The organism is Micrococcus luteus (genome assembly GCF_022664405.1).
GTDB lineage: Bacteria > Actinomycetota > Actinomycetes > Actinomycetales > Micrococcaceae > Micrococcus > Micrococcus luteus.
Window position 1 is genome coordinate 19,402 of record NZ_JAKRLB010000027.1, and the last position, 10,979, is coordinate 30,380.

General features: G+C 74.8%; 9 protein-coding genes and 1 rRNA gene. 1 reads left to right on the forward strand and 9 read right to left on the reverse strand.

Annotation, left to right across the window (positions count from 1 at the left end; translation table 11 throughout):
• Window positions 1-16: 16 nt before the first annotated feature.
• Window positions 17-1,162 (forward strand): bifunctional 2-methylcitrate synthase/citrate synthase, encoded by a 1,146-nt coding sequence (locus tag MF605_RS10830; RefSeq protein ID WP_119217225.1) that lies wholly within the window; start codon window positions 17-19, stop codon window positions 1,160-1,162.
• Window positions 1,163-1,407: 245 nt separating this feature from the next.
• On the opposite strand, the gene MF605_RS10835 is transcribed toward MF605_RS10830, so the two are convergent.
• The 9 genes from MF605_RS10835 to rrf all read right to left on the reverse strand — a co-directional run.
• Window positions 1,408-3,117: a CTP synthase gene (locus MF605_RS10835; RefSeq protein WP_078025592.1), complete on the reverse strand. Its 1,710-nt coding sequence runs from the start codon at window positions 3,115-3,117 to the stop codon at window positions 1,408-1,410.
• A gap of 9 nt (window positions 3,118-3,126) precedes the next feature.
• Window positions 3,127-4,143 (reverse strand): site-specific tyrosine recombinase XerD, encoded by a 1,017-nt coding sequence (gene xerD, locus MF605_RS10840; RefSeq protein WP_036315732.1) that lies wholly within the window; start codon window positions 4,141-4,143, stop codon window positions 3,127-3,129.
• Window positions 4,140-4,847 carry an NUDIX domain-containing protein gene (locus tag MF605_RS10845; protein WP_041102685.1) on the reverse strand — a complete coding sequence of 236 codons (708 nt, stop codon included), beginning with the start codon at window positions 4,845-4,847 and terminating at the stop codon, window positions 4,140-4,142. The genes xerD and MF605_RS10845 overlap by 4 nt, the downstream gene beginning before the upstream one ends.
• A gap of 41 nt (window positions 4,848-4,888) precedes the next feature.
• Window positions 4,889-6,631 carry a DNA repair protein RecN gene (recN, locus tag MF605_RS10850; protein WP_061866978.1) on the reverse strand — a complete coding sequence of 581 codons (1,743 nt, stop codon included), beginning with the start codon at window positions 6,629-6,631 and terminating at the stop codon, window positions 4,889-4,891.
• Entirely contained in the window at window positions 6,628-7,716 is a 1,089-nt protein-coding gene (locus MF605_RS10855; protein WP_134416928.1) for an NAD kinase, read from the reverse strand. Before MF605_RS10855 ends, recN begins: the two co-directional genes overlap by 4 nt.
• A gap of 113 nt (window positions 7,717-7,829) precedes the next feature.
• Window positions 7,830-8,672: a TlyA family RNA methyltransferase gene (locus MF605_RS10860; protein ID WP_123244154.1), complete on the reverse strand. Its 843-nt coding sequence runs from the start codon at window positions 8,670-8,672 to the stop codon at window positions 7,830-7,832.
• A complete protein-coding gene (locus tag MF605_RS10865) occupies window positions 8,665-9,495 on the reverse strand; it encodes an HAD-IIA family hydrolase (RefSeq protein WP_134416929.1) in 831 nt (276 codons plus the stop codon). The genes MF605_RS10860 and MF605_RS10865 overlap by 8 nt, the downstream gene beginning before the upstream one ends.
• Complete coding sequence (locus tag MF605_RS10870; RefSeq protein WP_230278193.1) at window positions 9,492-10,358, reverse strand: hypothetical protein; 867 nt, start codon at window positions 10,356-10,358, stop codon at window positions 9,492-9,494. The genes MF605_RS10865 and MF605_RS10870 overlap by 4 nt, the downstream gene beginning before the upstream one ends.
• Window positions 10,359-10,876: 518 nt before the next feature.
• Window positions 10,877-10,979 (reverse strand): 5S ribosomal RNA (gene rrf, locus MF605_RS10875); the annotation flags it as partial.

Sequence of the window (10,979 nt, forward strand, 5' to 3'; positions counted from 1 at the left end):
CCCGAGGAGGGACACCATGACCGAGACCGAGATCAAGAAGGGCCTGGCCGGCGTCGTCGTGGACACCACGGCGATCTCCAAGGTCAACCCGGAGACGAACTCCCTGCTGTATCGCGGCTACCCCGTGCAGGACCTGGCCGCGCAGCTTTCGTTCGAGGCCGTCGCGCTGCTGCTCTGGACGGGCGAGCTGCCCACGGACGAGGAGCTGGCCGCGTTCGAGCACTTCGAGCGCGCGCACCGTGCCCTCGACCCGAAGGTGAAGCAGGCCATCGACCTGCTGCCCACCGACTGCCACCCCATGGACGTCGGACGCACCGCCGTGTCCGTGCTCGGCGCGAACCACCCGAAGGCGGAGGACTCCTCCCCCGAGGCCGAGCTGGAGAAGGCCCAGGCCCTGTTCGCGGCGTTCCCGGCCGTCGTCGCCTACGACCAGCGCCGCCGGCGCGGCCAGGACGTGGTGGAGCCGCGCGAGGACCTGGACTACTCGCAGAACTTCCTCTGGATGACGTTCGGCGAGGAGGCCGCCCCGGAGGTCGTGGACGCGTTCCGCGTCTCGATGGTGCTGTACGCCGAGCACTCGTTCAACGCCTCGACTTTCACCGCGCGCGTGATCACCTCGACGCTCTCCGACCTGCACTCGGCCGTGACCGGTGCGATCGGCGCGCTCAAGGGCCCCCTGCACGGCGGCGCCAACGAGGCCGTGATGCACACCTTCGACGAGATCGGCATCCGGAAGGAGGAGTCCCGTGAGGACGCCGCCGCCCGAGCGAAGGCGTGGATGGAGGACGCCCTGGCCCAGAAGAAGAAGGTCATGGGCTTCGGCCACCGCGTCTACAAGAACGGCGACTCCCGCGTGCCCACCATGAAGGCCGCGCTGGACCGGATGATCGAGCACTACGGCCGCGAGGAGATGCTCGGCCTGTACGACGGTCTGGAGCAGGCCATGGACGAGGCCAAGCAGATCAAGCCGAACCTCGACTACCCCGCCGGCCCGACCTACCACCTGATGGGCTTCGACACGGAGATGTTCACCCCGCTGTTCATCGCCTCGCGCATCACGGGCTGGACCGCCCACATCATGGAGCAGCGCGCCGCGAACGCGCTGATCCGCCCGCTCTCGGCCTACGACGGCCCCGAGCAGCGGGAGCTGCCGGCGGGCTGAGCCTCGTGAGGGGCGGTCGGGGCGACTTGTCGGAGGTGTAGACGCAGATCACCTCCGACACGTCGCCCCATTCGCTCGCGGCGCGGTGCCGCGTGCACGACGACGGCGGGTCGCCCCGGGTGGGGCGGCCCGCCGTCGTCGTGTCGTCATCGGTGCGACGCCCTCGCAGAGTGGTCACGACACGCCGCGTGCCGGGCGCGGCGACGGCGTGTCGTGACCACTGTGTCGGGCCGGTCGTCGGCCCCTCAGCGCCGGGCCGCCGCGTCGGCGCGGCGGGCCAGGCCGGCGGCGACGAGGCCGGCGAACAGCGGGTGCGGGCGGGTCGGCCGGGAGGAGAACTCCGGGTGGGCCTGCGTGGACACGTAGTACGGGTGCACGTCCCGGGGCAGCTCCACGAACTCCACGAGGGCGCCGTCCGGGGAGGTGCCGCAGATCGCGAGACCGGCCTCCTCGAGGCGGTCGCGGTAGGCGTTGTTCACCTCGTAGCGGTGGCGGTGGCGCTCGGTCACCTCGGTGGTGCCGTAGGCCTCGGCCACCACGGAGCCCGGGCGCAGGGTCGCGGGGAAGGCGCCCAGGCGCATGGTGCCGCCGAGGTCCCCCTCGCCGGCCACGATCTGCTCCTGCTCGGCCATGGTGGCGATCACGGGCGAGGCGGTCTCCGGGTCGAACTCGGTGGAGTCCGCGTCCTCCAGGCCGAGGACGTTGCGGGCGTACTCGATGACCATGGACTGCAGGCCCAGGCACAGACCCAGCGTCGGGATCCGCTGCTCGCGGGCGTGCCGCAGCGCGCCGAGCTTGCCCTCGAGCCCGCGCACGCCGAAGCCGCCGGGCACACACACGGCGTCGACGTCCGCGAGCGCCACCGCCGCGCCCTCGGGGGTGGCGCACTCGTCCGCGGCCACCCAGCGGATGCCCACCTTGGCCCGGTGGGCGAAGCCACCGGCGCGCAGCGCCTCGGTGACGGACAGGTAGGCGTCCGGCAGGTCCACGTACTTGCCCACGAGCGCCACCGTGAGCTCGTGCTCCGGGTGGTGCACGGCGTCCATGAGGGCATCCCACGCGGTCCAGTCCACGTCCTTGAACTTCAGGTCCAGGGACTGCACCACGTGGGCGTCGAGGCCCTGGTCGTGGATGACGCGGGGGATGTCGTAGATGGAGGGGGCGTCGGCGCAGTTGACGACGGCGTCCTGCGGGACGTCGCACATGCGGGCGATCTTGCCGCGGACATCGTCGGGGACGGCCCGGTCCGAGCGCAGCACGATCGCGTCCGGCTGGATGCCGATCGAGCGCAGGGCGGCCACGGAGTGCTGGGTGGGCTTGGTCTTGAGCTCCTGCGAGGGGCCGATGTACGGCACGAGGGAGACGTGCAGGAAGAAGACGTCGTCGCGGCCGACGTCCTGGCGGACCTGGCGGGCGGCCTCGAGGAAGGGCTGCGACTCGATGTCGCCGACGGTGCCGCCGATCTCCGTGATGATCACGTCCGGGGCGGGGCGGTCGCCGCGGGGCTCCGCGGGCAGGCGCATCCGGCGGCAGATCTCGTCGGTGATGTGCGGGATGACCTGGACGGTGTCCCCGAGGTACTCGCCGCGGCGCTCGCGGGCGATCACGGTGGAGTACACCTGGCCGGTGGTCACGTTGTCCAGGCCGTCGAGGTCCTCGTCGAGGAAGCGCTCGTAGTGGCCGATGTCCAGGTCCGTCTCGGCGCCGTCCTCGGTGACGAACACCTCGCCGTGCTGGAACGGGTTCATGGTGCCCGGGTCCACGTTGAGGTAGGGGTCGAGCTTCTGCATCACCACCCTGAGCCCGCGCGCCTTGAGCAGGTGGCCGAGCGAGGAGGCCGTGAGCCCCTTGCCGAGGGAGGAGGCGACACCGCCGGTCACGAACACGTGACGGGTGACGCGCGTGGACGTCTGAGTACGAGAAGTTCGTTTCACCACGGATCTTGAGCGTATCAGGTGCGGGGCTCAGCGCGCGCGCGGATGCGCGGCGGAGTAGACCTCGCGCAGGGAGTCCACGGTGACGAGGGTGTACACCTGCGTGGTGGTCACGGACGCGTGCCCGAGCAGCTCCTGGACCACGCGGACGTCCGCGCCGCCGGCCAGCAGGTGCGTGGCGAAGCAGTGGCGCAGGGTGTGGGGCGAGACGTCCGCCTCGAGGCCGGCGCGCTCGGCCGCCCGCTTCAGCACGGCCCACGCGGACTGCCGGGAGAGCCGGCCCCCGCGGGCGTTGACGAACAGGGCGGGCGTGGAGCGTGTGACTCCCGTCATGATCGTGGGCCGTCCCCGCACCAGCCATGCGTCGAGCGCGGCGGCCGCGTAGGAGCCGATCGGCACCACGCGCTCCTTGGACCCCTTGCCGAACAGGCGGACCACGGGCTGGCCGCCGTCGTCCCCGGTCTGCGCGAGCCCCACCACGTCGTCGACGTCGAGGCCGACCACCTCGGAGATGCGGGCGCCGGTGCCGTAGAGGAACTCGAGCAGCGCGCGGTCCCGCAGTCCGGCGGGGGTGTCGACGGGCACGGCCTCCAGCAGCGCCGTCACCTGCTCCACGGGGAGCGCCTTCGGCAGGCGGTCGCCCGGCTTCGGCGGGTGGACGTCGCGGGCGGGGTCGGCGGGCGTGAGTCCCTCGAGGGCCCAGAACCGGTGCAGGCCGCGCACGGCCGCGAGCACGCGGGCCGCCGAGCGGACCGCGAGGGGCCGCCCGCCGTCCTCGCCGGTGCCCAGCGCCCGCAGGAAGCCGGAGACGTGGCCGGGGTCGACGTCGGCGGGGGCGCGCACCCCGTGGGCTTCGAGCCAGCGGCGGTAGCGCTCGAGGTCGCGGCGGTAGGCGGCCAGCGTGTTCGCGGCGAGGCCCCGCTCGACGGCCAGGTGCTCCAGGTGGCGGCGGAACGGGGCCGCGAGCGCGGACTCCGCGCCCCGGCCCCCACGGCTCCCACGGGCCTCGGCCTCGCCGCTCCCCCGGGCGGCCGGGTCGGTGCTCACGCGGGCCAGTCCGCCCCGGGGCCGTGGCGGTCGGGGACGAACGGCGCGTCCACGGGACGCAGGCGTCGCCAGCCCTGGGCCCGGTGGGCGCCCAGGGCCAGCACGGCGACGACGGTGGACGGGTTGTGCACCCGGCCGTCCAGGACGGCGTCGGTCACCTCGTCGAGGCCGACCCACACGAGCGGCATGGCCGCCTCCTCGTCCTGCCGGGTGTGCCGCTCGCCGTCGGGGATCTCCTCGATCTGACGGGCCAGGAACACGCGGATCGCCTCGCTGGAGCCGCCCGGGGTCGTGTAGTAGTCGACGAGGGTGTGCCACTCGCGGGCGCGCAGGTCGGCCTCCTCGGCCAGCTCACGGACGGCGACCTGGTGGAGGTCCTCCCCGTCCACGTCCCGCAGGCCCGCCGGGATCTCCCACAGCTCCATGCCCACGGGGTGGCGGTACTGGCGGACGAGGGCCACCTGCTCGCGGGGGCCGGTGGTGGTGAGCTTGGTGCGGACCGCGAGGATCGCCACGGCGCCCGGGTGCACCATCAGCTCCCGGGTCAGCGGATCCCGGGACTTGTCCGCCGGGTCCAGGCGGAACGACTCCCGGGCGATGTCCCACACTCGGCCCTCGTAGACGGTCTTCGACTTCTTCACCGGGCGGGGGACGTGCAGGTCGCGCAGGGGCGAGCGTCCCGCGGACGCGGGGATCTCAGGCATGGGGCGATCCTTTCATGTCGGGGCGGCGTCCGCGGACCGGGTCAGCCGCGTTCGCGGGCGGAGGACTCGAGCAGCTCCCGGGCGTGCTCGCGGGCCGCCGCGGAGTCCCCGCGGCCGGCGAGCATGCGGGCGAGCTCCTCGACCCGTTCGTCGGCCGTCAGGGTCACGACGTCGGAGGTGGTCACACCCGCGGCCGGATCCGAGTTCTTCTCCACCCGCACGTGCCGGTCCGCATAGGCGGCGACCTGGGGCAGGTGCGTCACGGCGATGACCTGCACGTGGCGGGCGAGCCGGGCCAGGCGTGCCCCGATCCGCACGGCGGCCTCACCGCCCACGCCGGCGTCGACCTCGTCGAACACGAAGGTGGGCACCGGGTCCGTGGCGGCCAGGACCACCTCGAGGGCGAGCATCACGCGGGAGAGCTCGCCGCCGGAGGCGCCGCGGCCCAGGGGCCGGGGCTCGACGCCCGCGTGGGGGCGCAGGGCGAGCGTGACGTCCTCAGCGCCGTACGGGCCGAGACCGTCCCCGGCGACCGGCGTCAGCCCGACGTGGAACGAGGCGTCCGGCATGAACAGGGCGTGCAGCTCCTCGGTCACCGCGGTCTCGAGCCGCTCGGCGGCCGCGGTGCGCAGGGCGGTGAGGGTCGCGGCCCGCTCGCGCAGCGCGGCGTCCAGCCGGTCGACCTCCGCCTCGAGCTCCTCGAGGCGGCCGGAGTCGCCCTGCAGCTCGTCCAGGCGCGGACGCTGGGTCCGGGCCCAGTCGATCACGTCGGCGAGCTCCGGCCCGTAGAGCCGCTGCAGTCGTGTGAGCTCGGCCAGCCGCGACTGGGCCGCGTCGAGGTCGGAGGCCGCGTCGGCGTCCAGGTCAGCGGTGTAGCGGGCCAGGTCGCCGGCGATGTCCGTGAGCACGACGGCGGCCTCGGCCAGGCGCGCGGCCGCGGCGGCGAGCTCGGGGTCGTCGCCGGGGGCGGCGAGCACGGCCTGCCGCGCCCCCTCCACGAGGCTGACGGCGCCGGGGGTCTCGTCCATCGCGTCCACGTCGGGGCCGGCCAGTCGGGCGTGCGCCTCCCCCGAGGCGGCACGCAGCTCCTCGACGTCCTCGAGCCGGCGGATGAGAGCCCGCAGCTCCTCGTCCTCCCCCTCCTGCGGGTCGGCGAGGTCGATCTCCTCGAGCGAGCGCTGGAGCGCCTCGGCCTCGCGGGCCCGCTCCTGGCGGTGGGTGGTGAGCTCCTCGCGCTCCCGACGCGCGGCGGCCCAGGCGGCGTGGTCGGCGCGGTAGGCCCGCAGGGCCGCGGCGAGCTCGGCGCCGCCGAACGCATCGAGGGCGTGCCGCTGGGCGTCGGCGCCCTGGAGGCGGACCTGGTCGTTCTGCCCGTGCACGGCCACGAGCGTGGCCCCGATCTCGGAGAGCAGGCCCACGGGCACGGAACGGCCGCCGGCCGCGGCGCGGGAGCGTGTGCCCTCCCCCGACGCCGTGACGCTGCGGCTGAGGACCAGGTCGCGGGTGCCGTCGTCGCCCTCGTCCACGACCGCACCGGCCTCCTGAGCCAGGCGGAGCGCCGCGTGGTCCGCGGCCACGCGCACGCCGGCGTCCACGACGGCTCGGGACGAGCCCCGGCGGACCGCGCCCGCGTCGGCGCGAGCACCGAGCAGCAGGCCCAGGGCGGTGACCACCATGGTCTTGCCGGCGCCGGTCTCACCGGTGACGACGGTGAAGCCGGGGTCCAGGTCCACGGTGGCCTCGCCGATCACGCCGAGCCCCGAGATCCTCAGATGGTCGATCATGCGTCCTCCCCGGGGTGACGCGCCCCGCGGTCGCGGTGGCGCTGGATGTCCGCGGGCGAGAGCACCGACAGCGGCATGGTGGCCGGTTCGACGACGTCGGGACGCGGCCCCGCGTGCCGCGGCTCGACGGTCTCCACCGCGTGGAGCACGCCCGCCCGCTCCTGGGCGGTGACGGGGCCGCGCCAGCCGTCCGTGGGCAGCCGGAACTTGCGCACCAGCCGTTCCGCGAAGAGAGTCGGGTTGAGACGGGCCAGGCGCACCGGCTCCGCCGACCGGGACACCTCGATCCGGGCCTGCGGCGGCAGTTCGACGGTGCGCCGGCCGTCACACCACAGCACACCGGTCTCGCGGGTGCGGGTGAGCACGTCCACGCCGATCGTGGAGCGCGGACCCACCACGAGGGGGCGGGTGAACAGGGCGTGGGCGCTGATGGGCACGCACAGCAGGGCCTCCACGGAGGGCCACACCACAGGGCCCCCGCCGGAGAAGGCGTAGGCCGTGGAGCCGGTGGGGGTGGCCAGCACGACGCCGTCGCAGCCGAAGGCCGTCAGCGGCGAGTTGTCCACGGACACGACCACCTCGAGCATCCGCTCCCGGTGGGACTTCTCCACGGAGGCCTCGTTGAGGGCCCACGTGCGGGCCACCTCGCGGCCCTCCACGTGCACGACGACGTCCAGGGCCATGCGCTCGATCACCACGTAGGACTCCGAGGCGATCGCCTGGACGGTGCGGTGCAGGTCGGTGCGCTCGGACTCGGCGAGGAAGCCGACGTGGCCCAGGTTCACCGCCAGCAGCGGCACGTTGTAGCCGCGGACGAAGTCGGCCGCCCGCAGCACCGAGCCGTCGCCGCCGAGGACGAGGCCGAGGGTGATGTCCTCGAGCTCGCAGTCGACCCCGAGGGCCTCCGGCGCGAACTCCGGGGGGTCCCCCGCGGCCGCGCGGATGGCGGCCACGTCCTGTTCGAGCATGACGCTGACCAGGCCCTCCTCCGCGAACATGCGGGTGGCCTGCAGCGCCGCGCTGATGGCGTCCTCGCGGCCCGTGTGGGTCAGGACGAGGACGCGACGTCCGGGGGTGTAGGGCATGGTTCCTTCCGCGGGCCGGGGTGCCGGGCACTGCGCTCCAGGATAGCCACGAGACCGGACGCGCGAACCGGTGGCCCCGCGCCCGTGGACGGGCGGTGTCCCCCGGTCGGGGGTCAGGACCAGTCGATGTGCGCGCCCCGGACCCACCCGGCGGCGCTCTCGCCGGCGGGCGTGGCCGGGCCCGTCCCGCCAGCCGGGTCGTCGGCCGCGGTGGCGTCGGGACGGCGGAGTCGCAGGAAGAACTCGGCGTTCCCGTCCTGGCCGGCCAGGCCGGATCGGGCAAGGCCGCGCGGTGCGAGGCCGGCGCCCAGCGCGGCCGCGGCCACCCCCGCGACGGCGTCGCGGCGGGCGTCGGGATCGGTCACGACGCCCGTCCGCGGCAGAGCGCGCCGCCCGACCTCGAACTGGGGCTTGACCATGAGCAGCAGCTCGGCGCCGGGTCGGCACACGCCCGCGAGCGGGGCGAGGACGAGACGCAGCGAGATGAAGGACAGGTCGGAGACCACCAGGTCCACCGGACCGTCGATGTCCTCGGCCGTGAGGTCGCGGACGTTGAGCCCCTCGCGCACGAGGACGCGAGGGTCGGCCCGGACGGGCGGGGCCAGCTGGTCGTGGCCCACGTCGACGGCGGCCACCCGTTCAGCGCCCCGCTCGAGGAGGACCTGGGTGAAGCCGCCGGTGGAGGCCCCGGCGTCGAGCGCCCGGCGGCCGGCCACGCCCACGTCCGGGAACGCCTCGAGTGCGCTGACCAGCTTGTGGGCCGCACGGGAGACGTACCGCGGGCCCGGGTCGCGCAGGCGCAGGGTGGCGTCGGCGGCCACGCGGTCGGCGGGCCGGCGCACCGGGCGGCCGTCGAGGAGCACCTGTCCCGCGCGGATGAGCGCCGCGCCCTCCGTGCGGGAGCGTGCCAGGCCCCGAGCGGCCAGGGCGACGTCGGCGCGTGCGGTCTCAGCCACGCCGTGGGTCCGCGGAGGCCTCGGCCCCGCCGGCGAGCAGAGCGGGCAGGTGAGCACGGACCCACGTCGGCCGGTCTGGCCCGGGGGCGGCGCCCGCGGTCTCGCGCGTGTCGATGCCGGTCAGGACGAGCACCGTGTCGAACCCCGCCGCGTTGCCGCCGCGGATGTCCGTGTCCAGGCGGTCGCCGACCACGAGGGGACGGGCCAGGCCGAGGGCGTCGGCCGCCGTCCGGAACAGTCGTGGCTCGGGCTTGCCCGCCGCGACGGGCGCGGTGCCGGTGGCCCGGCCCACCGCCTCGACGAGGGCCCCGTTGCCGGGGGCGATCCCCTCCGCGCGCGGAATCGAGGTGTCCAGGTTGGTGGCGACCCAGGTGGCCCCGGCGCGCACGGCGTACGCCGCCTCCGCCAGATCGGCCCAGCCGAGACCGGGGTCGAAGCCCTGGATCACCGCGTCGGGACGCTGCGCCGCGGACGCGACCACCTCGTAGCCCCGCTCCTCGACCACGGCGCGCAGGTACGCCGAGCCGACCACGAGCACCCGACCGGTGCGGCGGCCCAGCGTCTCCTCGAGCAGGTCGACGCCCGCCGGTGCGGAGCCGAAGACCTGCCCCGCCTGCGCGGGCACCCCGAGCGTGCGGAGATGCTCGGCCACGGACTCCGTCGCGCGGGAGGCGTTGTTCGTCACGAACCCGACCGGCACGCCCCGTTCCTGCAGCGTCGACAGCGTCTCGACCGCCCCGGCGATCGCGCCGCCTCCGGCGTAGACGACGCCGTCCAGGTCGCACAGCAGCCCGTCGTGACCGTCGAAGAACGTGGCGCTCACCGACCGTCCGCCTCCGGGGCCTCGAGGGCGTCGAACAGCGACAGCTGGTTCGGGTCGACCTCGTCCGGCGCGTCGACGGCGGCCGGCGGCTCCGTGGCGGCCTCCGGCTCCTCGGCCGGGGATCCGTCCGCCGTCGGCTCCGCACCGGCCTCGGCCGCAGACCGCTCGTGGCGCCGTTCGCGGGGGGACGGGCGGCGGTCCCGGGGGTCCTCGACCGGCTCGGTGTCCACGTCGATGATCTCCGGGTCCGCGAACCCGCCCACGCCGAGGGCCTTCTCCGCGACGCGCACGGCGCGCGCCCAGAGCCGAGCCTCGTCGCGGCGCCCCAGGGCGAGCAGCACGTCGGCCTGACGCTGGAACAGCCGGGGAGAGAAGGGGTAGCCGCGCCGCCGGTCCAGTTCCGGGATCTGCAGGGCCTCATGGGCGCCCTGGAGGTCGCCGGCGTCCTCGCGGATGCCGGAGACGACCATGGCCAGCTCGGCCCGCGCCGCCCGGTCCAGACGCGAGGCATCCACCTCGGCGGCCAGCTGCAGGGCCTTCTCCGTGCGGCCGAGGGCACGCTCGCTATCCACCTGCGCGGCGATGTGGGTGTCATCGCCCGTCATCCGCCGGTAGGTGCGGAACTCGCGCAGCGCGTCGGCGTACTCCCCCGCCGCGTAGGCGGTGAGCGCGACTGCCTCGCGCACGCGTGAGAGGCGGCCGCCCTTGCGGGACGCGGCGAGGGCGTGCTGGAACGCCAGCGCCGGGTCGACGTCCAGGTAGCGGCCGGCCATCACGAGATGCTTGGCGACCCAGCTGGCAGGACGCTCGTCAAGGCCGTTGATCTCCTTGAGCGTGCCGCGGTCGAGCTCCTGGCCCGTCACGTCCGGGTCGATGTCCGGAGAGCGCTCCTGGTCCGCACGATTCGCCGCTCGGAGGTCACCGGGATTGTGCGCGGGTCGTTCGGCGCGGTCCTCGCGACGAGGGCCCGTCGGCGCACCGCGGCGCTCGGGGCGTCCGCCCCCCTGGCCCGGGCCGCGCCGCCGGTCCTCGTGAGGCCCGCCGGAGCGGCGCCGGTCACCGGCACCGCTGCGAGGACGTCCGTCGCGGTCTCCACCACGACGCCGGCCATCACCGCCACCACGGGGCCCGCGGCCCTCGGATCCGCGGTCCTCGCGGCGCTCTCGGGGGGTGTCCTCAGCCATGGTGTCCTTCCTGGGCGTCACGCCGCGACGGTCCGCGGGAACGCGGTCTCTGTTCCTCATGTGCCGGCCTCGCGGCCGGGTCCTCAGGGGACCAGGCTAGTGCCCGGAGCCTGTGGCAGACCGTCCTTGCGGGGAAAACAGTCCAGAAATGCGGGAAGGGCCTCGCACCAACAGTGCGAGGCCCTCCCTCAAAGAATGTCCGGCGGCGACCTACTCTCCCACAACCTCCCGGCTGCAGTACCATCGGCGCTGTGGGCCTTAGCTTCCGGGTTCGGAATGGAACCGGGCGTTTCCCCCACG

What these genes read in the sequence shown, in the direction of transcription:
- recN (WP_061866978.1), bottom strand. Translation starts at nt 6,631, where the DNA reads ATGATCGACCATCTGAGGATCTCGGGGCTCGGCGTGATCGGCGAGGCC.
- MF605_RS10855 (WP_134416928.1), bottom strand. Translation starts at nt 7,716, where the DNA reads ATGCCCTACACCCCCGGACGTCGCGTCCTCGTCCTGACCCACACGGGC.
- MF605_RS10830 (WP_119217225.1), top strand. Translation starts at nt 17, where the DNA reads ATGACCGAGACCGAGATCAAGAAGGGCCTGGCCGGCGTCGTCGTGGAC.
- MF605_RS10845 (WP_041102685.1), bottom strand. Translation starts at nt 4,847, where the DNA reads ATGCCTGAGATCCCCGCGTCCGCGGGACGCTCGCCCCTGCGCGACCTG.